This window comes from Micromonospora sp. NPDC005197 (genome assembly GCF_040608295.1).
In the GTDB taxonomy this organism is placed as follows: Bacteria; Actinomycetota; Actinomycetes; order Mycobacteriales; family Micromonosporaceae; genus Micromonospora.
The window spans coordinates 1-22125 of the sequence record NZ_JBEXHY010000035.1 but is presented as its reverse complement, the minus strand read 5'-3'; the positions used below and the strand labels follow the sequence as shown (position 1 = coordinate 22125).

The window sequence follows — 22125 nt, the reverse complement described above, 5'->3', positions numbered from 1 at the left end:
CGACCGAAAGGGCCTCTTCGATGAGTGGCTCCGCCCTGCGTACCGTCGGGCTTACCAAGCGATACGGCCGTCTGACGGCCGTCGAAGACCTGCATCTGGACGTCGTGGCTGGGGAGGTGTTCGGGTTCCTCGGCCCGAACGGCGCCGGCAAGTCCACGACCATCCGGATGGTGCTCGGTCTCGCCCGGCCCACGGCCGGGCGTGCCAGTGTCGTGGGGATCGACGCCGCCGACGTCGCCCGCGCGCATCAGGTGCTGGCGTACGTGCCCGCCGACGTCGCGTTGTGGCCGCAACTGACCGGCGCGGAAATCCTGCACCTGCTGGCGCGCACCGGCCCCGGCACCGATCTGGCCTACCGGGATGAGTTGGTTGAGCGGTTCGCGCTCGACCTGTCGAAGCCTGCTCGGACGTACTCGACGGGCAATCGGCAGAAAGTCGCGTTGATCGCGGCGTTCGCCACCCGCGCGCCCCTGTTGGTGCTGGATGAGCCGACAAGCGGCCTCGATCCGCTCATGGAACGGGAGTTCCGCGCCGCCGTCGGGCAGGCACGCGATCGCGGCCAGACGGTATTCCTCAGCTCCCACCAGCTCGCCGAGGTGGAAGCAGTGTGCGACCGCGTGGGAATCCTGCGCGCCGGCCGGCTCGTCGACGTCGCACCTGTGGAACGGCTGCGTCCGCTGCATCGCGCCGAGGTGAGCGTCGCCTTCACCGGCGCACCACCGGCACTGGCGGCCGTGCCGGGCGTCGACTCGGTTGAGGCCGTCGGCGACGGCCGCCTGCGGTTTTCGCTGAGCGGGCCGCCCGCACCCGCATTGAGGGTGCTGGCCGAGGCCGACGTCACGGCGCTCACGGTGCTGGAGCCCAGCCTGGAGGAGATCTTCCTCGGCTACTACGGTGCGGACACGGCGCGATGACCGGCTTGGCGAGTATCACGCGCTCCGCGCCGGACCATGCCGTCACCGGCCTGGCAACCCGTCAGGTCCGCCGCGGCGCCCTGCTCGTCGTGCTCTTCGCCGCGACGATGCCGGCCATCGTGGTGGCCGGCTACGACAGTGTGATGGCGGATCCGTCCGCGTCAGCAAGCCTCGATGCGCTGGCTGGCAATCCGGCCATCCGCACCCTGTTCGGCGACCCGATCGCGCTCGACGAAGCCGGTGGGTTCACCGTGTGGCGGGTCGGGACTTTCGTCGCCGTCGTCCTCGCCGTCTGGTCGATCCTGTCCACCACTCGCATCACGCGCGGGGAGGAAGACGCCGGACGGTGGGATGTGCTGTTGGCCGGCCGAGCCACGCTGCGCGGCGTCGTGGTTCGGCACGTCGCGGTCGTCGCCTTCGTGCCGGTGCTTGCCGGCCTCGCGGTCACCGCCGTGCTGTCGAACGCCGGGCCCGATCGGACCGGCGCGGTCGTGCATGGCGTGGGCCTGAGCGTCCTCGGGCTGTTCGCCGTCGCCGTCGCCGCGCTGACCGCGCAGATCTTTCCGGCCCGCGCCGTCGCCACCGGTGTCGCGATCGCCGTGCTCGGCGTCGGCCTGCTGGCGCGCATGGTCGGTGACGGTCTCAGCGCCCTGGCCTGGCTGCGTTGGCTGTCACCGTTCGGCCTACTGGAACTCAGCGCACCCTATGGGCCCAACCGCCCGCTGCCATTGATGATCTTGTTGGTGATGGCGGCCCTCGTGTCCGGTGCCGCGCTGGCGGCGGCCGCGCGCCGTGATGTCGGCGGCGGTCTGGTGGCACCGGCTACCGGCCGGCCACCTCGTCTGCGGACGCTGTCGACGGTGGAGGCGTTCGCCGTGCGCCGGGTGTTGATCCCGCTGATCGCGTGGTCGACCGGCGTCATCGCCTACTTTCTGCTCATCGGCCTGACCACCACGTCGGTGACGGACTTCCTGGCCGACAACGCCGCGATCGTCGACGCTGCCGCGCAGGCGGGCTTCACCGGGCTCGACACGGTCGCGGGTCTCACCGCCACGATCTTCGCGCTACTCGCCCTCCCTGTCGGCGCCTTCACCGCGGTTCGGATGGGCGCGTTCGTTGCCGCGGAGTCCGATCGGCGCCTGACCCTGCTGGCCGCTCAGCCGCTGAGCAGGCTCCGGCTTCTCTCGGCCGAGCTCGTTACCACGATCGGCGGTGCGCTCGTCCTGGTGAGCCTTGCCGCGATTGCCACCTGGGTCGGCGTCGTGGCCGTTGGAGGCGACTTCGCCATCACCGCGGCACTTCAGGGCACGTGGAATACGCTGCCGATCGTTCTGCTCAGTGCGGGCGCGGCGGTCCTTGCCACCGGCATGACGCCCAGCGCCGTCACGGCAGTCGGCTGCCTGCCGGCTACCGGCGGCTTCCTGCTGCAGGTCACCGCGGACAGCGTCGGCGCGCCGGCCTGGGTGGCGAGTCTTTCGCCGTTCGCTCATCTCGCTCCGGTGCCGCTGGTCTCCGTCGACTGGCCCGGCGCATTCGTGATGACCGGTCTGGCAGGTGCTCTGATGGCCGCAGGCGCGGTTGCGTACCGACGGCGCGACCTGCGTGGTTGAGGTGAGCGATGGGCGACGAGCTTGCGGGCGGCGGCGGGTCGGCCGGCAGGCAGAGGTGGGCACGGCGAGGATCAGATGGTGTACGCCAGGGGGCGATCGAGGCGCCCGTGGAGCAGAACGGCGCAGAGGTGTGACACGCGACCTCGGACGGCGGATCACCGACGGCGGCGGGCCATCCACTGCCAGATGTGGGTGCCGTTGCGGCTCGGGTCGTTGCGGGCCACGTAGATCCAGGACCAGTGACCGGGGAACTGGTAGCCGTTCCAGACGACGTGGTCGTACAGGGTGATCAGTGATCCGCCGATGAGGTCGTGGGCGTGGATCGTGTTGGTCTCGGGTGGCACGGTGTCGTCGTCGCGCGAGGCGACCAGCCAGGTCGGGGTGTGGATCCTCGACAGCTCCGCGTCGGTGATCAGCGGCGGGCCCTCCCCGCCGAGCGGCTCGACGACCCCGCAGATCGGCACCGACGCGGCGAACAGGTCGGGATAGGCGACGGTCATCTCCAGGGACATGTAGCCGCCGTTGCTGCAGCCGACCACGTAGATCCGGTCGGGGTCGACCCGCTCGCGGCGTACGAGGTCCTGGACGATCTCACGGATCAGCGGGGCGAACCGGGGGCCGTCCTCCATCCAGTAGGAGGTGCTCTGCGGAGCGACGACGTACGCGCCGGAGAAGATCCGTTGAGCCTCCGGCGTGGCAAAGCCCAGCGCGCCGCGGTTGGCGCGCAGCGTGGTCTCGTTGTCGTAGTAGTCGTCGGGCAGCGAGGCGCCCTCGCCGCCGCCGTGCAGCCAGAGGATCAGTGGCAGCCGACCGTGCCGGGGCGATCGCTTGGGGGAGTACAACCGGTACTTCAGGCCCGAGCCCGAGACGTGGTGGCTGAAGGCGTCCACCTCGGGGTTCGACAGCCGCCCCTGCACGAAGCGCGTGATGGTGACCGGCGGGCCGTGTCGCCGGACGAGCGGGGTGTTCTGCGTGATGGTGTAGACGAGGTCCAGTCGGACGTTACGGCCCCTGCTCACGATGTAGCCGAGGGTGCCACCGCCGAGTTGACCTTCGGCGGTGCTGAGCTCCAGCACGACGTTCCCGTGCCGGTCGAGCCGGGCCGCGGTCACCGTGCGGTCCAGGTCGTACTCGCTGAAGATCAGGTCATCGGGAGCGATCGGGATCGGGCTGGTGGCCTTGGCACGCACGGTGAACGTGCCGGGGGTGAGCCCGGCGGGGTCGATCGGCCCGAGCCCGCTGGTGTCGAGGGTGACCGAGGTGACCTGCTCACCGCCGTCGAGCGTTCTCGCGTCGAGGGTGAAGCTCACGCTGGTGCTGTGGTGGCCGCCGGCGTGGGCGGCGGGGCCGGGCAACGCCAGGCCGATGGCCGCACCGGCGCCACCTGCCAGGACGCTGCGGCGAGTGACAGACGTGGACATGTGGCCCCCGTACCTATGTGTAGACGTTTGTCGATGAAATCCCAACGTAACGCCGCGGAGATCCGCTGGCAACCGCTGTCGCTGAGGGCGACCAGGGCGCCCGAGGTGGTTGGAGCTGGGTTCGACGTGCTCACTGGCGGTCGTGCCGCGCGCCATCGACCCGCGGTGCCGCCGTGCCTGTTTCCGTCGTGATAAGCGGCGAAACGTCGGCATTGGCGCGTGGTGAACGACGGCTATCCGGAACGGGGCTCCTGCGTCGATCATTGCCCGGAGATAGACATGAGTCACTCTCACCTCCTGGTGTAACGCCCGGGCGCGGAGGGCGAGACGTCGGCACCGGAAGCCGGGCGTACCGAACGGCCCGACTCCGCGTCCCCGGAGGATCGCCATGCCTCGTCCCGCTCTCCGTAACCGGCTCGCGGCGTTCACCGCCGCCGCCCTGACCGCGAGCGTCCTGACGGTGACCCCGCCCTCACCGGCGCTCGCCGCCAGCACGTTCGCCGCCAACGACTACTGCCTCGGCCAGTGCGCCGACATCCTGCCCCCTGGGGAGAACGGCAACGCCACGCTGGTCGCCATCCTGGCGCACCAGGCGCTCGGCACCCGCCCGGCGCACTCCAGCGACCAGCTCGACGAGTACGCGAACCTGGTCTACAACTACGCCGGGCTGACCGACGAGCAGATCGCCCACTTCTACAACGACGCCTCGTTCGGCGTCCCGGCCGCGCAGGTGGAGAGCACCGTCTCGCCGCGCGCGGACGTCACCATCGTGCGGGACAAGGCCACCGGCGTCCCGCACGTCACCGGCACCACCCGCGCCGGCACGATGTTCGGCGCGGGCTACGCCGGGGCCCAGGACCGGCTCTGGGTGATGGATCTCCTGCGCCACGCCGGTCGCGGCACGCTCACCTCGTTCGCCGGCGGCGCGCCCGGCAACCGGGAACTGGAGCAGAGCATCTGGGCCAACTCGCCCTACTCCGAGGCGGACCTCCAGGCCCAGGTGGACGCGCTGCGCACCAAGGGCGCCCGGGGTCAGCAGCTCTACACCGACGTGGTCGACTACATCGCCGGTATCAACGCCTACATCGACAAGTCGATCGCCGACGACAACTACCCGGGCGAGTACGTGCTCGCGGGCGCCGGCAAGCCGACGCACTTCACCATGACCGACCTGATCGCCACCGCCGGTGTTGTCGGCGGGCTCTTCGGCGGGGGAGGGGGCAGCGAGATCCAGTCCGCGCTGGTCCGGGTGGCCGCCCGGGCGAAGTACGGCACCATCGAGGGGGACCGGGTCTGGGCGGCGTTCCGGTCGCAGAACGACCCGGAGACCGTACTCACCCTGCACGACGGGCAGAGCTTCCCGTACGGGGCGACGCCGCCGGGCGCGACCAGCGCGGTGCTCCCCGACGCCGGCACGGTGGTCGCCGAGCCCCTCGCCTACGACGCCAGCGGCGGGGCCGCCGCCCGCACCGGCGCCAGCACCGCCACCCAGGGGCTGCTCGGCGGCGTGTCCAACCTGCGGGCGCACGGCATGTCCAACGCGGTAGTGGTCTCCGGGCGGCACACCACCACCGGCAACCCGGTCGCCGTGTTCGGGCCGCAGACCGGCTACTTCGCGCCGCAGTTGCTGATGCTCCAGGAGCTGCAGGGCCCGGGAATCAGCGCGCGCGGCGCCGCGTTCGCCGGGCTCAACCTCTACGTGCTGCTCGGCCGGGGCCAGGACTACGCGTGGAGCGCGACCTCCGCCGCACAGGACCTCACCGACACGTACGCGGTGCCGCTGTGCACCACCGACGGCAGCGCCCCGACGCTGCGCACCAACCGCTACCTCTACCACGGGCAGTGCCTCGCCATGGAGGCGCTGGAGAAGCGCAACTCCTGGTCCCCGACGCTTGCCGACTCCACCCCGGCCGGGTCGTACACCCTGCGCGCGCTGCGCACCAAGTACGGGCTGGTCGCGTACCGGGGGCTGGTGAACGGGCAGCCGACCGCGTTCACCAAACTGCGTTCCACCTACCGGCACGAGGCCGACTCGGCGATCGGCTTCCAGGCCTACAACGACCCGTCGGCGATGGGCAGCGCGGCGGCGTTCCAGGCGTCCGCGGCCAGCGTCGGGTACGCGTTCAACTGGTTCTACGTCAACTCGACCGAGGCGGCGTACTTCAACTCCGGCTCGAACCCGGTCCGTCCGGCCACCGCCGACCCGAACCTGCCCACCAAGGCCGAACCGGCGTACGAGTGGGCCGGCTGGAACCCGGACACCAACGACGCCAGCTACACCCCGGCGGCGGCCCACCCGCAGTCGGTCAACCAGGACTACTACGTGAGCTGGAACAACAAGCAGGCGCGGGACTTCGGGGCCGCGGACGGCAACTTCAGTTTCGGCTCCGTACACCGGGCTCAGTTGCTCGACGGTCCGGTGCGCGCCGCGATCGCCCAGCGCAAGCTCGGGCGCGCCGACGTCGTCAAGATCATGGCGGACGCGGCGGTGACCGACCTGCGGGGCCAGCAGGTTCTCGGCGACCTGCTGCGGGTGCTGGACAGCACGCCGGTCACGGATCCGGCGCTTGCCGACGCGGTGGGCAAGCTGCGGGCCTGGCAGCAGGCCGGCACCCGGCGGGTGGAGACGTCCCCCGGCTCCAAGGTCTACCAGCACGCCGACGCGATCCGGATCTTCGACGCCTGGTGGCCGCTGCTGGCCTCGGCGGAGTTCCGCCCCGGCCTCGGGCCGGACCTCTACGCCGCGCTTGTCGACGCCATCGAGGTGAACGAGGCGCCGTCGGGCGGCCAGAACGGCGCGCGCGACGGCACGGCGAGCTGGGCCCTGCAGGGGCAGGCGCACAAGGGCTCGTCGTTCCAGTACGGCTGGTGGGGCTACGTCGACAAGGACCTGCGCACCGTCCTCGGCGAGCCGGTGGCCGGTGGGCTGGGCCGCACGTACTGCGGCAACGGCAACCTCGGCACGTGCCGGCAGGCCCTGCTCGACGCGCTCGGCCAGGCCGCCGCGGTGCCGGCCACCACCGTCTACCCCGGAGACAAGTCCTGTGGGGCCGGCGACCAGTGGTGCGCCGACTCGATCGCCCAGTCCGGGCTCGGCGGCATCACCCACCCCCTGATCGCCTGGCAGAACCGCCCCACCTACCAGCAGGTCGTCTCGTTCCCGGCACGTCGGGGCGACGACGTCGCGAACCTGGCGCAGGGTCGTCCGGCCACCGCGTCGAGCACCCAGTTCCTGACCAGCTACACCCCGGACAAGGCGGTCGACGGCAGCCTCGGCAGCCGGTGGGCCAGCAGTTACAACGACAACCAGTGGCTGCGGGTCGACCTCGGCGCGGCCCGCACCGTCAGCCGGACGGTGCTGCGGTGGGAGTCCGCGTACGCCACCTCGTACCGGATCGAGGTCTCCGGCGACGGCAGCTCCTGGACGCCGGTGTTCGCCACCACCACCGGCAACGGCGGCGTCGACAACGCCACCTTCGCCCCGGTCACCGCCCGCTACGTGCGGGTGTACGGGGTAAAGCGGGCCACCTCGTACGGCTTCTCGCTCTACGAATTCGAGCTGTACGGGAAGTGATGTCGCCCGGAGGGGCGGCGGGGATCAACCGCCGCTCCTCCGGACGTGCCCGTCGACGAACTGGTTGCACCAGCGGGCGGCTCCTCGCCGGCCGCTCGTGCTGGTGGCGCCAGCGAAGTGGCTGCCGCGCCGGCAGGTCACCGCGAGCGAGATGCCGAGGTGACCTGCCGGGCGCGGGTCAGGCGACAGTGCCGTGGACCTCCAGCTCCCACAGCGAGTAGCCGTACGCGGGCAGGGCCCGTTGGGTGCCCTGGACACGCAGGTAACGACCGGTGGCCGAGATGGCGATGTCATCCACGCCGCCGTCGCCGGTGGTCGTGGTGTGCACCGGTGACCAGGTGACGTTGTCCGGGGAGACCTGGACCTGGTACGCCCGCGCGTACGCCGCCTCCCAGGTCAGCCGTACCCGGTTGATGGCGGACGTGGCCCCGAGGTCGACGGTGATCCACTGCGGGTCGGCGTACGCGCTGCCCCAGCGGGTGGTGGCGTTGCCGTCCACGGCGTTGGCCGCCACGTGCGTGCTGCCCGGCTCCACGCTGGACGCGGTGACCGGCCGGCCCCGGGACAGCAGGGTGCCACCGGCGGCGGTGCCGTAGACGTTGAGGTCCCACAGCGAGTAGCCCCACTGGGTGGCCCGCTGGGTGCCGTACACCCGCAGGTAGCGGCCGGTGCCGGTGACCGTGAGGTCGTCGACGCCGCCGTCGCCGGTGGTCGTGGTGTGCACCGCCGACCAGGTGACGTTGTCCGGCGACACCTGGACCTGGTACGCCCGCGCGTGGGCGGTCTCCCAGGCCAGCCGCACCCGGTTGATCGCGTACGTGGCCCCCAGGTCGACGGTGATCCACTGTGGGTCGGCGTACGCGCTGCCCCAGCGGGTGGTGGCGTTGCCGTCCACGGCGTTGGCCGCCACGTGCGCGCTGCCCGGCTCGACACTGGACGCCGTCACCGGCCGGCCCCGGGCCAGGTCGGTGACGGGTGGCTCGCTCGGCCCGTCCGTCCTGATCCGCACGTTGCGGTAGTTGATGTCCATGCCGGCGCCGTCGTTCTGCACCCCGAGGTAGCCGTTGGCGATGGCCCGGCTGCTGACGTAATCATTGATCTTGATTCCGTTGAGCCAGATCTCGACCCGCTGACCGTGCACGCCGATCTCGTAGGTGTTCCAGGAGCCGGGTGGGTTGAGCGCCGCCGCACGGGCGGCCTGGTTGGGTGCCTGGAGGCTGTAGACGCTGCCGGTGGTGCGCGTCGGGTCGCCGTCGGTGGCGTCGATCTGGATCTCGTGACCGGCGTTGACCGGGCCCCACGGGTCGCCCTGCGGATCGGGGAATCCGATGAAGACCCCGCCGTTGTCGTCGCCCGGCATCATCCAGTCGACCTTGAGCGAGTAGTTGGCGAACGTGCGCACCGGGTACCAGAGCAACCCCATTCCGCCGTTCGACGTGAGGGTGCCGTCGGCCAGGGTGAAGCCGCCCGGCCCGGCCTGCCGCCACTGCCCGAGGCTGGCCTGGGTGCCGTCGAACAGCGGGGTGTAGCCGGGCTCCGGCCGGCAGTCCGCCGCCACCGCGCCGGCCGCCACCTGAATGCCGCCGAGCAGCATGCGGGTGAAGTTCGGATCGGTGTAGCTCTGCTCGGTGTGGCCGAGGCCCGTGTACCAGGAGCGTCCGCCGCCGTAGCTGTGGCACCAGGTGATCGGGTGGTCGCCACCCATCGACCCACCGGAGTACGACGACTCGTCGAGGCTGGCCAGCACCTTGACCGCCGAGCGGGGGTTGGCCCGGTAGTTGTACCACTCGTCGGTGCGGGTCCAGGTCGGCGGCAGGTGTGCGGTGGAGGCGTTGGCCCGGTCCTCGACCCGGACGGTCGCCTGCTGGTTGGCCGGGTGCGAGGCGAAGTACGCCCCGACCAGGCCGCCGTACCACGGCCAGTCGTACTCGGTGTCGGCGGCGGCGTGCACCCCGACGAAGCCACCGCCAGCGGCGATGTACGCCTCGAACGCGCCCTGCTGGGTGGCGTCGAGCACGTCGCCGGTGGTGCTGAGGAAGACCACCGCCTGGTACTGGGCGAGGTTGGCCGTGGTGAAGGTGGCCGCGTCCTCGGTGGCGGTGACGGTGAAGCCGTTCGCCGTACCGAGTTGTTGGATGGCGGCGATGCCGTTCGGGATGGAGGAGTGCCGGAAGCCGGCGGTCTTGGAGAAGACCAGGACCTTGCTCAGCGGTGCGGCCTCGGCCGGGGTCGGTGCCACGGCCGTCGCGCCGGTGGCGACGGTGAGCCCGGCGACCACGGCGGCGGCAACGGCGGCGATGAGGCGTCTGCGCATGGGGGCTCCTTGCGGGAGAGCGGGCGGACGGGTCACGGCAGGGTCCAGTTCTGCGCGGAGGTGCCGTTGCAGTCGTAGATCTGCAGCTGCCGCCCGTTGGTGGGGGTGGAGGCGGGGATGTCGAGGCACCGGTTGGCCTGCGGATTGCGCAGACTGCCCGCGGTGCCGGTCACCCACTGCTGGGCCCCGGTGCCGTTGCAGGTCCACAGGTGGATCGGGGTGCCGTTGGTGGTGCCGCTGGACTTCACGTCCAGGCACTTGCCCAGGCTGCGGATGGTGCCGTCGCCGGGCAGCGTCCACTGCTGGTTGGTCGCGCCGGCGATGCAGTCCCACATCTGGACGCTGGTGCCGTCGGCGGTCGCGCCGGCGTTGACGTCGACGCACTTGCCCATTCCCCGGATCGGGCCGGTGCGGGGGCCGCTCGCCGGGGTGCTCACCCCGGCTCCGGTGAACGTGTAGCTGTCCAGGTCGAGTAGGGCTCCTCCAGTGCCGCCGGTGAACACGACGTACAGGTCGTGGGTGTTGTCGTCGGGCCTGGTGACCGGCGCGCTGATCTCGGTGTAGTTGTCCCAGCCGCCGGTGTTGGGCACGGTGACCCGGGCGATCTCGGGACCGGTCGGCGAGTCGTACCGGAAGGAGGCGACGTTGCCGGCCTTGTCCGAGGAGACCCGGGCCCGGATGCCGGTGATGCCCTTGAGGCTCACCGCGTGGTGCCGGACGTACTCGCCGTTCTGGATGTCACCGAGCCGCCGGCCGCCCTCGGCGCCTCCCGCGTTGATGACCTGGGGCCCGTGCAACGAGACGTAGTGCTCGGCCTGCCACTGCTTGGGCCAGAGGGTGACGTCCTTTTCGGCGGTGAGCGGCACGGTGCCGGCCGCGCCCCGGTCGGTGTAACCGGCCCGCAGCAGGAAGAAGAGCACCGAGTCCGGACCGGCGTGCACCGGTCCGGTGTTGACGGTGAAGCCGCAGCCGGTGCCCTGGCCCTCCTCGTGCGCGTGCTCCTGGTGGCCGAGTGCCGCCCGGATCGTCACGTTCGCGCAGGGGATCGTGCCGTCCTGGGCGTCGGCGGCGGTGGCGGTGGCGGTCAGGTTCTCGTCCCAGGAGAACAGTCCGCCGTTGGGAATGCCGTTGAGGGCGACGGTGGGCCGGGTGTTGCCCACGACGACGGTCACCTGGGTGGTGCCGGACCGGCCGGTGCCGTCGGAGACCGTGAGCCGGGCGCGCTTGTCGCCGTTGCTGGCGTACGTGTAGGTCGGGTTCGCGGCGGTGGAGTCGACGGTGCCGTTGCTGTCGAAGTCCCACGCGTAGGTCAGCGGGTCGCCGTCCGGGTCGGTGCTGCCGGCGCTGGAGAAGCTGACCGTCAGCGGGCTCAGGCCGTTGTCCGGGGTGGCCGACGCGACAGCGGTCGGAGACCGGCCACCGGCGACGTAGTTGATTTTGTAGAGGCCGGCGGCGGCATCGCCGGAGAAGTAGCCGTTGCCGTACTCCAGCAGGTAGAGAGACCCGTCCGGCCCGAACTCCATGTCGATCGGGTGGACGAACGACATGCCGGCCAGCACCGGCTCGATGACTGTCGGGTTGCCGGTACGCGCGTTGCCGTTGTCGAACTGGACCTCCTTGATCCAGTTACGGCAGTACTCGGTGATGACCAGCTTGTTGTCGTAGTACTGCGGCCACTTCACGTCCGAGGCCAGGTTGGGGTCGTAGTGGTAGACCTCGGCGTGGTTGGGCGAGCCGCAGCCGCCCGGGCTGTCCAGGGCCGGCCACTCCCGGCTGCCACCGTGCTGCTCCCAGACCAGCGCGCCCCGGGTCGGCGGTAACTGCGCAAGGCCTGTGTTGCGCGGCGAGTTGTTCACCGGGCCGGTGCTGCCACCGCACGGGAACCAGCCACGCGGTGAGTTGGTGGCGAAGTCCCAGTCGTTGTAGGCGACGTTGGGGCCGCCGCAGTACGGCCATCCGTGGTTGCCCGGCGCGGTGGCCCGGTTCCACTCGTCGTACGCCGCCGGCCCGCGGTTGGCGATCGTCGCTCCGGCGTCCGGCCCGACCTCGCCCCAGTAGAGCGTGTTGCTGCTCTTGCGGTCCACCCACAGGCGGTACGGGTTGCGCACCCCCATCACGTAGATCTCCGCACGGGTGCCGCTGGTGCCCGCGGCGAAGAGGTTGCCCGTCGGAACGGTGTACGTGCCGTTGTCCTCCGGGTGGATGCGGTTGATCTTGCCGCGGAGGTCGTTGGTGTTGCCCGAGGTCCGCTGCGCGTCGTACTGGGCGTCGCGGCTCGTCCGCTCGTCGATCGGCGCCATGCCCGCCGAGTCTCCACCGGAGTTGGTGTTGTCGCCGACGGCAAAGTAGAGGTTCTCGTTGCTGTCCCACGTCATCGAGCCCGCCGAGTGGCAGCAGAGCCGGCGCTCGGTCGGCCACTCGATCAGCCGGGTCTCGCTCGCCGGGTCGAGCACCAGGGTGCTCGGGTTGAAGGTGAACCGCGAGATGCGGTTGACCAGCGGCGTCGTGGCCGGCGAGTAGAACAGGTACACCCAGCGGTTCGTGGCGAACCTCGGGTGCGCGGTGATGCCGATCAGGCCGTCCTCGAATCGGGCGTCCAGTTGCAGGGTCAGCGCCACAGTCGTGGTGCGGGTGGCCGGGTTGTAGAGACGTACCTGCCCGCCGCCGGAACTGGTGCCCCGGTTGATGTAGAGCACCTTGGCGTCGGGCAGGACGGACAGTTCGATCGGCTCTCCCATGGAGAGCCCACCGTCGAGCTTGACCTTCTCGAACTGGGTGGTCGCGGGTGGCGCCGCGGCCGCTGGCGGTGCGGCGACGGTGACCGCCACCAGGATCGGCAGGAGGCTGGCGAGAATGGCCAGGACAACGGCCGCGGTGAGGCGCGGACGTGGTGTGAGCATGGCGTACTCCGGGGTCGGGGTGGGCTGGACGGTCGGGCACACGCGCACCGGTGGGTGCGCGTACGCCAGGGCGGATGGGCAAAGCCGGGCCGCCGACGCCAGGCTCGATGGGGCGACGCCGGCCGTCGGGCCCGTCGCGGACCCGCCAGCTCGCCGTCAGAGGGCGATCAGGTCGAACGTTCCCGGGGGCCGGTCGCGTGCCGGTTCACGTCCCGGTGCTGGTGCCGAAAGCGGCGTCCGTGGTTGCCGTGGCGGCTGGTCCGGCCGGTTCGACGGCGACGACACCAGCGGCGAACGGGACAGCGAGCGCGATTCGTAGCGGCGTCGTCATCGTCATCGACACGATCTCCTCTGGATCGTCGTGCGGATGTCTCACACCCCGGGGAGAGCCCCGGTCTGCCCACGTCCGCCGAAACGGGGGCGATGTGAGATGACGCGGATCGCTGTCACGCACCGGATTCCGGCGAGATGAACATCGACCTGCATCGTTGACTTGCAGTTAACATCGGCCATCTTCGAGGGTCAATCCCGCGGAGGGAGGATTGAAGCACCGCCGGACTGCGGTGACCGCCCGGTCAGGTCGTGGACCGGCCGTCACCGTCCGGGTTCGCGGAGGGCCGCGGGTAGCCGAGTTCGTACGAGATCTGGTTGGCGGTCTCCAGAAGGAGCGGAACGTTGCTCTTCAGCTGGTCGAGGCTTGCGATCACCTCGATCGCCGTGATCGAGGCGGCGGCGATGACCTGACCTCGCGAATCCCTGATCGGCGCGGCCACGCACATTACGTAGGCGTCGTGCTCGCCGTTGTCCACGGCCCAGCCGCGTTCGTGGATGCGGGCGAGTTCAGCTTCGAGGGCGTCGTGGTCGGTGAATGTGGTCGCGGTGAATCTCTCGAAGACGACGTGGGAGAGGAGACGGTCGCGTTCCTCCCGAGGTAGGTAGGCCAGGATCGTCTTTCCCACCGCGCTCGCATAGATGGACACCGCGCGCCCGATCCGCGAGGGCAGCTTGACGGCGTCGAACGCCGGACTGTCCACCTTGTCGATATAGATGATCTCGTCGCCGGTCAGCTGTGCCAGGTGCACGGTGTGGCCGGTCTCGCGTTGCAGCGCCCGGAGGTGCGCGGCGGCGGGCTGGCGCAGGTCCATCGAGCCCAGTGCGAGTTCGGACAACTCGATGAGTCCACTGCCGAGCACGTAGGTGCCCGCCCCGGTCCGGCGGACGAAGCGCGCCGATTCCAGTGTCTGCAGGATCCGCAGGGCCGTGGACTTGTGGACGCCGAGCACGTCCGCAGCCTCGGTAAGGGACAGCGGGTGCTCGGCCGACCGACGGATGAGGTCGATCGCGCGGCGAATCGATTGCGCCAAGGCTCTGTCTCCCCTCGGGGCGGCGGTACGACACCGTCGCTGCCATTGCACAGTACGCAATGAAGTTGGCGTCATGCGCAACCGCCTCTTGACACCGTTGCACATGTCGCTACGATCGTTGCAATTTAATTCCCTCGATGCCAACTCGTACCACTGGAGTAGCGATGGGTAAGCAGCGCGCGCACGCCGGCGGGATCGCGGAGAGCGGCTCATGACGGTCCCACGGCCCCGCGCAGGCGCCGCCGGCGCGGACTGGGTCGGGTCCGCCGCCGAGGCGTTGCCGGACGATGCGGACGCTGTTCTGATCGGCCGGATCTGGGACCCGTCCGTCGACGGCCCCACGCCCGTGGCCGTCCGCAACGGCGAGGTCATCGACCTCAGCCACCGGTTCCCGACCGTACGGGACATCTGCGAGCTGCCCGACCCCGCCGCGACCGTGGCCGGGCTCGACGGGGCGCGGGTGGGCGACTTCGGGGAGATCCTGGCTAACACGGCGGCCGCGACCCGGGACCCTGGCCGGCCCTGGCTGCTCGCCCCGGTGGACCTCCAGGCGCTCAAGGCCGCGGGCGTGACCTTCCCCATCTCGATGATCGAACGCGTCATCGAGGAGCGGGCACGGGGAGACCTGGCGCTCGCGGCGGACATCCGGCAACGGATGTTCGCCGACATCGGTGTCGACCTGCACAACCTGGAGGCGGGCTCGGCCGAGGCGGACCGGCTCAAGAGCCTGCTGGTCGCCGAGGGCATGTGGAGCCAGTACCTGGAGGTGGGGATCGGCCCGGACGCCGAGATCTTCACCAAGGGGCAGATCCTCTCCGCCGTCGGCACCGGCGTCCCGGTCGGTGTGCTCGCCGCGTCGACCTGGAACAACCCGGAACCCGAGATCACCCTCATCGTCCAGTCCAGCGGCCGGATCGTCGGCGCCACCCTCGGCAACGACGTGAACCTGCGCGACATCGAGGGCCGCTCGGCGCTCCTGCTTCCGCTGGCGAAGGACAACAACGCCTCCTGCGCGCTCGGCCCCCTGATCCGGCTCTTCGACGACCGGTTCGGGATGGAGCGGGTACGCGAACTCGAGGTGCGCCTGGAGGTCCACGGTGGGGACGGCTTCCTGCTGGAGGCGGTCTCGGAGATGACCCGGATGTCGCGCGCCCCGGAGGAGTTGGTGCGGCAGTTGATCGGCCCGCACCACCACTATCCCGATGGGGCCGCCCTGATGCTCGGCACCATGTTCGCGCCCATCCAGGACCGGGACCGCCCCGGTGAGGGCTTCACCCACAAGGTCGACGACGTGGTACGGATCAGCTGTCCGGCACTCGGCACCCTGGTCAACCGGGTGCGGCACGCCCAGGAGTGCGAACCCTGGCACTTCGGCGTCCGCGATCTCATGGGCAATCTGGTAAGGAGAGGACTGCTGTGAACGTGGTCATCACGGTCGATCCGCGCGACGGCAAGCGTCGCGCGACGGATCTCACCGAGACCGACGAGTCTCGGCTGGAGACGATCGCCGGTCAGACGTCCCCGGCGACGCGCTGGTTGGCCGACCTCGGGAGGCGTGGCCGGGCCGAGCTGCTGGACGCGATCGCCGCATCCCTCCAGTCCCACCGGGTGGATCTGGTCGCGGCTGCCGAGGCGGAGACCGGGCTGAGCCACGCGCGCCTCGACGGGGAACTCACCCGGGCCGCGGTCCAGTTCCGGATGTTCGGCGATGTGCTGCGCGACGGGGCGTACGTCGAGGCGGCCATCGACCACGCCGCCGACACACCCCTCGGACGCGGCCCGGACGTGCGGCGGATGCTCGTACCCGTCGGGCCGGTCGCCGTCTTCGGCGCCAGCAACTTCCCGTTCGCCTTCTCGGTCGCCGGCGGTGACACGGCCGCCGCGCTGGCCGCCGGCTGCCCCGCGGTCCTGAAGGCCCACCCGTCGCACCCGTTGACGTCGCACGCCTCCGCCGCCGCGATCTCCTCGGCCGTCCGCGAGCTGGGCGGGCCCGAGGGTGTCATCGCGACCGTGTACGGGGAGCAGGCGGGCCGCTCGCTGGTGCGTCACCCCGCGATCCGCGCGGCCGCCCTGACCGGCTCGGTCAACGCCGTTCGCGCCATCCAGGCGGCCATCGACGAACGGCCCGACCCCATTCCCCTGTACGCCGAACTGAGCAGCGTGAACCCGATCGTCGTCCTGCCCGCCGCGGCCGCCGACCGGGGTGACGAGATCGCCGAGGGTCTGTTCGCCTCCTTCACCGCCTCGGGCGGTCAACTGTGCACCAAGCCCGGCCTGGCGTTCATCCCGGCGGACCGGGGTGGTGACCAGCTGGTCGACGTCCTGCGGGAGAAGGTCGCCAACTCGGGTGGCACGGTCCTGCTCAACGAGCGCATCCGGGACGCGTACGAGAGTCGGGCCACGGAGTTCGAGCGGGCCGGTGCTCGGGTCTCGGCACGGGCCCAGGTCGACCCCGGCGCGGGCTTCACCGCCGCGCCGAGGCTCCTGGAGGTGGATCTGCCGGGGCTGACCGCCGAGATCGCCGACGAGTGCTTCGGTCCGCTCATGGTCGTGGTCCGGTATCACGACGCTGCCGAACTCGACGCCGCGCTGGACGCCGTACCCCCGTCGCTGACTGGCTCCGTCCACCGTGGCTCGGGTGACGACGTCGACGTCGTACGCCGGCTGGTCGACGCGCTCGCCGCCCGCGCGGGTCGCATCGTCTTCGACGGCTATCCCACCGGCGTCCGGGTGTCGTGGGCCCAGCACCACGGTGGACCCTGGCCGTCGACGAACGCCGTGCACACGTCTGTGGGCGCCACCTCGATCCGACGCTTCCTGCGCCCGCTGGCGTGGCAGGACGCCCCGGCCTGGATCCTTCCCGAGGAGTTGCGCGACGAGTACACCGCCATTCCCCGGCGAGTCGACGGGAGGTTGGTGCCAGCGGCCGATTAACGGCGTCTGCCGGTCTCCTTCGGGTGCCTTTGTGGGTCACCCGCGGCCGGCACGCGAATTCCTTGACGGCGCGGGGGAGGTGCGGACGTTCATTTAGATCGCTGTTCCCCTGATGCGCCCCGCGGTGGTCACTGTGCTGCTCCGGTCGGCCGTGGCGTCCTGGAACACCTACTTCCTGCCCCTGGCCATGCTCTCGGACAACCGGCTCTTCCCGGTGACCGTCGGCCTCGGCCTCTGGCAGGGGATCTTCAGTCTGCAACGACACTGGCGCGGCGGACTGTCCGTCGGCGGCCTCCGGTAAGCCGCCCTTCCCACCAGCTATCCGGGCGGATGAACAGAAAGGTGTGCTGATGTCGACGACGAATCGATCGCTGCGCAGCGGGCAGTGGTTCGGCGCGGAAGGCCGTAACGGGTTCATCCATCGGTCCTGGATGCGCAACCAGGGTTTCGCGGACGACGTCTTCGACGGCCGCCCGGTGATCGGCATCGCCACCACCTGGTCGGAGCTGACGCCCTGCAACGCCCACCTGCGCGACCTGGCCGAATCGGTGAAGCGGGGCGTGTGGGAGAGCGGCGGTCTGCCGCTGGAGTTCCCGGCGATGAGCCTGGGTGAGCCGCTCATGCGACCCACCACCATGCTCTACCGCAACCTGCTGGCGATGGAGTTGGAGGAGTCGGTCCGCGCCAACCCGCTCGACGGGGTGGTCCTGCTCTCCGGCTGCGACAAGACCACTCCCGGCCTGCTGATGGGGGCGGCGAGCGTCGACCTGCCGACGCTGATGATGACCGGCGGCCCGATGCTCAACGGCAAGTTCCGCGGCCAGGACATCGGCTCGGGCACCGTCGTCTGGCGCTTCACCGAGGAGATGCGGGCCGGCCGGATGACCGCGGCCGACTGCGCCGAGGCGGAGGTCGGCATGTCCCGCAGCCGGGGCCACTGTATGACGATGGGCACCGCCTCCACGATGGCGTGCGTGACCGAGGCGCTGGGCGTACAACTGCCGGGGGCCGCCGCCGTGCCGGCGGTCGACTCCCGGCGGTACGCGCTCGCGCAGGCCGCCGGGCGCCGGATCGTCGCCATGGTCGGCGAGGACCAGCGGCTGTCCTCGGTGCTCACCCGGGAGGCGTTCGAGAACGCGATCCGGGTCAACGCCGCGATCGGTGGCTCCACGAACGCCGTCGTGCACCTGCTCGCGATCGCCGGACGCCTCGGCGTGCCCCTGTCGTTGGAGGACTTCGACACCCTCACCGCCGACGTGCCCCTGCTCGTCAACCTCATGCCGTCCGGGGCGTACCTGATGGAGGACTTCGCCTACGCGGGCGGTCTTCCGGTGGTGATGAAGGAGCTCGCCCCGCTGCTGCACACGGACCACATCACCGTCAGCGGCAGGAGCGTGGCGGAGAACGTCGACGGCGCCCAGTGCTGGAACCGGGACGTCATCGCCACCCTGGAGGAGCCGTTCCAGCCCGCCGGCTCGGGCACCGTCGTGCTGCGCGGGTCGCTCGCGCCGTCCGGGGCGGTGCTGAAGGTCTCCGCCGCCTCCCCCCACCTCCTCACGCACACCGGCCCGGCGCTCGTCTTCGACCGGATCGAGGAGTACGTCGTCGCCGCCGACGACCCGGACCTCGATGTCACAGCCGACACGGTGATCGTCGTCCGCAATGCCGGACCACGCGGCTACCCCGGCTTCCCGGAGGTGGGCAACGTGCCCATGCCCCGCCGGTTGCTCGCCGACGGCATCACGGACATGGTGCGGATCTCGGACGCCCGCATGAGCGGCACCGGCTACGGCACGTGCGTCCTGCACGTGGCGCCGGAGGCGTCCGTGGGCGGACCTCTCGCGCTGGTGCGCACCGGCGACCTGGTCCGCGTCGACGTCACCACGCGCCGCCTGGACCTCCTGGTCGACGACGCGGAACTCGCCGAGCGCCGTTCCGCCTGGGAACCACCACAACCGGTGGCCGACCGAGGTTGGACGCGGCTGTACAGCGAGCATGTTCTCCAGGCCGACAGCGGCGCGGACCTCGACTTCCTCGTCGGTGGCAGTGGCAGCGGAGTGCCCCGTCACTCACACTGACGGCCCCGGAACGTACGAGGAAGCGACGCATGGAAGAACGGACGGCCCGCCAGTGCGAGTTCACGCGGAAAAAGCGGTGACCGCGGCCCATCGGCCACCGGTGATGGCGGACGTCGCCCGCCTGGCGGGCGTGTCGCACCAGACGGTGTCCCGGGTCATCAACGGGGCGCCCGCCATCAGGCGCGAGACGCGGGAGCGGGTTCTCGAGGCCATCCGACGGCTCGACTACCGCCCCAACACCGCCGCCCGAGCGCTGGTCCGCGGACGCTCCGGGATGATCGGCATCATCGGCACGGCCAGGACGCTGTTCGGTCCGACGAGCATCCACCGCAGCGTCGAGGATGCCGCCCGAGCTGCCGGCTACTTCGCCACCTCGGTGAGCCTTTCGGAGGTGACGGTACGGGCGCTCAGCGACGCCACCGAACACCTCATGCGCGTCGGCGTGGAGGGCGTCGTGATGATCGCCGGCAACGACGAGGCCCTCGAAGTGGTACGGATGACCCGATCCGGCGTGCCCTTCGTGGTGGTGGAGGGCGATCTGTCCCGGGCCAGCGTCACCGTCGGCGTCGACCAGGTGCTCGGCGCCCGGATGGCGACCGACCACCTGCTCGGCCTCGGGCACCAGGAGATCGTGCATGTGTCCGGTCCGCTCAACTGGGCGGAGGCCCGCGCCCGCCGCGACGGCTGGCGGGCGGCGATGAGCGCGGCGGGCCTACGCCCGCCCGAGCCGGTCCAGGGTGACTGGATGGCCCACAGCGGCTACGTCGCCGGGCTGCGGATCTGCGAGATGCCCGGGACCACAGCGGTCTTCGCCGCCAACGACCAGATGGCCATCGGTGTGCTGCGCGCACTGCACGAGCGTGGACGGCGAGTGCCACAGGACATCTCCGTCGTCGGATTCGACGACGTCCCCGAGGCGGCGTACCTGATTCCGCCGTTGACCACGATCCAGCAGGACTTCGGCGCGGTCGGTCAGCGGGCCATCACGGCCGTCACCCAGGCCATCGACGACATGGTGCCGCAGCCCCTGCCGTTGGTCGTCCCCCAGCTCGTGGTGCGGGAGAGCACGGCGCCGCTGACCGGTACGTGAGCCACGGACGCCGCATGGCCGGGGCGGGCCCGGCGTGACGCCGAGCCCGCCCGGTGCGGGTTACGCCAGGGCGACGAGCCGGAACTGCTGGTTGGTCTGGCCGTGGCAGTCGTAGAGCTGGATCTGGGCGCCGTTGGCGGTGCTCCAGACGTCCAGGCACCGTCCGGACTGGACGCTGCTGATGGTGCCGTTGGAGTTGACGTTCCACTGCTGGTTGGTCTGGCTGTGGCAGCTGTAGATCTGGACCGCCGCGCCATTACCCGAGCCTGCCGCGTCGAGGCACATGGTGCCGTACACCTGTAGTTGTTTGCCTGAGGTGTAGGTCCACGCCTGGTTGGTCTGCCTGTTGCAGTCGTAGAGCTGCACCCGCGTGCCGTTGGTGCGGGAGGCGTTCGGTACGTCTATGCAACGACCCGACTGGGTGCCGACGATCTGGCTGGCCGAGCCGGGTGGGAGGGTGGGCGTGACGGTGGGCGTCGGTGCCGGGGTGCTCGTTCCAGTGGTGGTCGGCGTCGGGCTGGTCGGCGTCGACGGCAGCAGCGGGCAGGTGCTGCGGTAGGTGACCACGCCGCTGGAGTCCAGCAGCGGGCAGAGGAACTGGCTGTACCGGGCGTCGTTGTCGAGGAACATCTTGACGAACGGCAGCATGGTCCGGACCATCACCGGGTTCGACCGTCCGACCATGAACCCATGGTCCGCGCCGGCGACCTCCACGTAGACACTCTCCGTCGTGCTCGGGAGGCTGTTGTAGAGGCCGGTGGCGTAGGACGGGGTGACCACCGTGTCCGCCTGCCCAGCGAAGATCATGGTAGGCACCCGGTCGTTGGCCAGGTTCGACGACGGCGAGTAGGGCGCGATGCCGACCACGGCCTTCAACGACGGGCGCCGGCTGGCCGCGCTCAGCGCGCCACCGCCGCCCATGGAGTGACCGGCGACCGCCAACCGGTTGGGGTCGACCCGGTCGCGTACCGGGCTCTGCTGCGTCAGGTAGTCCAGCGCGGCGAGCAACTGGGTGCCGCGGGCCGTGTCGAAGTCGTTGCGGCTGTTGGTCTCGATGCCGATCACGACGAAGCCGTGGGAGGCCAGCCACGGTCCCATCCAGGCCAGCTCGGCGGAGAACAACGCGGTGTAACCCGGCGAGATCGCGATGGCCCCGAAGGTGCCCTGGCTCGTGTCGGTCGGGTAGTAGATCCGGCCGCCGTTGAAGCCGTACCCGGTCGGGACGCTTACCGAGGTGTTGGCGAAGGGGCCGTTCACGGCGGTGACGCTGGCCGCCGTGGGGTCCGGGCCCCGCTGGTACGGGTTGTCGGCGGCCGACGCCGACCCGGTCGCCACAGTCATGGTGAACAACCCGACCGCGGCGGCGATCCCGGCCGCGGCGAGCTTGAGCAGCCGTCCGCGAGACCGGAAGGACACTCGGTCGGCATGGGTGTCGCCCGAGGGCGGGGGGTGGTCTGCGGGTCCTCGCACTGTCGGTACCTCCTGGTGGTGGATGAGTGCGGGGCGGGCGGGTTCGGTCGGGGGCCGAACCTGCCCGCCCCGGCGCTGTCCGATCGTCAGCGTTGCAGCGTCAGCAGACCCGGCCGGTACGGCAGCAGACCGTAGTCGCCGCCGGAGCTGAGATTGGGCAGCAGCGACACGACCAGAGCCGCAACTATCGCGGCTGTTCCGGAAGTAGTGGGTGTTCGGAATCGGGTACGCCCGGCGGGACGGTTCCGGGAAATCCTGCTGATTTTCTGGGGGTGGGCCTGACGGTCGCGTGCGGCGCCTCCAGAGCTGAGTGGATCATGTTAACGTTCACAGCGATCGATGGTTCTCAGGCTCGCAGAATGTTCCAGGATTCTCAACCGGTAGTTTCGGGCCTGTTACGGATCAGCCGAGCAGCGGCCGTCTCCTACCGCGACCGCACAGCGACGCGCCGCTCGG

The 22125-nt window shown here is 70.6% G+C and carries 13 protein-coding genes; 8 read left to right on the top strand and 5 right to left on the bottom strand.

Annotated features, from left to right (window positions below; genetic code table 11):
* The first annotated feature begins 20 nt into the window (after positions 1 to 20).
* Both ABZU46_RS14615 and ABZU46_RS14610 read left to right on the top strand, forming a co-directional pair.
* Entirely contained in the window at positions 21 to 914 is an 894-nt protein-coding gene (locus tag ABZU46_RS14615) for an ABC transporter ATP-binding protein (protein ID WP_354857714.1), read from the top strand.
* A complete protein-coding gene (locus tag ABZU46_RS14610; protein WP_354857712.1) occupies positions 911 to 2524 on the top strand; it encodes a hypothetical protein in 1614 nt (537 codons plus the stop codon). The genes ABZU46_RS14615 and ABZU46_RS14610 overlap by 4 nt, the downstream gene beginning before the upstream one ends.
* Positions 2525 to 2679: 155 nt before the next feature.
* On the opposite strand, the gene ABZU46_RS14605 is transcribed toward ABZU46_RS14610, so the two are convergent.
* On the bottom strand, positions 2680 to 3945 hold the full coding sequence (locus ABZU46_RS14605) for a PHB depolymerase family esterase (RefSeq protein WP_354857710.1): 1266 nt from the start codon (positions 3943 to 3945) through the stop codon (positions 2680 to 2682).
* 388 nt (positions 3946 to 4333) lie between these two features.
* On the opposite strand from ABZU46_RS14605, the gene ABZU46_RS14600 reads away from it, so the two are divergent.
* Positions 4334 to 7519, top strand: a complete 3186-nt coding sequence (locus tag ABZU46_RS14600; protein WP_354857708.1) for a penicillin acylase family protein — start codon at positions 4334 to 4336, stop codon at positions 7517 to 7519.
* 178 nt (positions 7520 to 7697) lie between these two features.
* Here the strand turns inward: ABZU46_RS14600 and ABZU46_RS14595 are convergent, their stop codons facing one another.
* The 3 genes from ABZU46_RS14595 to ABZU46_RS14585 all read right to left on the bottom strand — a co-directional run bounded on the left by ABZU46_RS14595 (position 7698) and on the right by ABZU46_RS14585 (position 14172).
* The gene (locus tag ABZU46_RS14595; RefSeq protein WP_354857706.1) at positions 7698 to 9833 is read right to left on the bottom strand and encodes a ThuA domain-containing protein; all 2136 of its coding nucleotides are present in this window, start codon (positions 9831 to 9833) and stop codon (positions 7698 to 7700) included.
* Between the two features lie 32 nt (positions 9834 to 9865).
* Positions 9866 to 12733, bottom strand: a complete 2868-nt coding sequence (locus tag ABZU46_RS14590; protein ID WP_354857704.1) for a ricin-type beta-trefoil lectin domain protein — start codon at positions 12731 to 12733, stop codon at positions 9866 to 9868.
* A 575-nt stretch (positions 12734 to 13308) separates the two neighbouring features.
* Positions 13309 to 14172, bottom strand: coding sequence for an IclR family transcriptional regulator (locus ABZU46_RS14585; RefSeq protein ID WP_354857702.1), 864 nt, complete (start codon positions 14170 to 14172; stop codon positions 13309 to 13311).
* Positions 14173 to 14308: 136 nt separating this feature from the next.
* Here ABZU46_RS14585 and ABZU46_RS14580 point away from each other — a divergent pair, with 136 nt between their 5' ends.
* The 5 genes from ABZU46_RS14580 (at position 14309) to ABZU46_RS14560 (ending at position 20199) form a co-directional block, all read left to right on the top strand.
* Complete coding sequence (locus tag ABZU46_RS14580) at positions 14309 to 15517, top strand: fumarylacetoacetate hydrolase family protein (RefSeq protein ID WP_354857700.1); 1209 nt, start codon at positions 14309 to 14311, stop codon at positions 15515 to 15517.
* A complete protein-coding gene (locus tag ABZU46_RS14575) occupies positions 15514 to 17031 on the top strand; it encodes an aldehyde dehydrogenase family protein (RefSeq protein ID WP_354857698.1) in 1518 nt (505 codons plus the stop codon). Before ABZU46_RS14580 ends, ABZU46_RS14575 begins: the two co-directional genes overlap by 4 nt.
* A gap of 133 nt (positions 17032 to 17164) precedes the next feature.
* The gene (locus ABZU46_RS14570) at positions 17165 to 17332 is read left to right on the top strand and encodes a hypothetical protein (RefSeq protein WP_354857696.1); all 168 of its coding nucleotides are present in this window, start codon (positions 17165 to 17167) and stop codon (positions 17330 to 17332) included.
* 49 nt (positions 17333 to 17381) lie between these two features.
* On the top strand, positions 17382 to 19109 hold the full coding sequence (locus ABZU46_RS14565) for an IlvD/Edd family dehydratase (protein WP_354857693.1): 1728 nt from the start codon (positions 17382 to 17384) through the stop codon (positions 19107 to 19109).
* A 76-nt stretch (positions 19110 to 19185) separates the two neighbouring features.
* Positions 19186 to 20199: a LacI family DNA-binding transcriptional regulator gene (locus ABZU46_RS14560; protein ID WP_354857690.1), complete on the top strand. Its 1014-nt coding sequence runs from the start codon at positions 19186 to 19188 to the stop codon at positions 20197 to 20199.
* A gap of 60 nt (positions 20200 to 20259) precedes the next feature.
* Here the strand turns inward: ABZU46_RS14560 and ABZU46_RS14555 are convergent, their stop codons facing one another.
* Entirely contained in the window at positions 20260 to 21669 is a 1410-nt protein-coding gene (locus ABZU46_RS14555) for a ricin-type beta-trefoil lectin domain protein (protein ID WP_354857687.1), read from the bottom strand.
* Between the last annotated feature and the right edge of the window lie 456 nt (positions 21670 to 22125).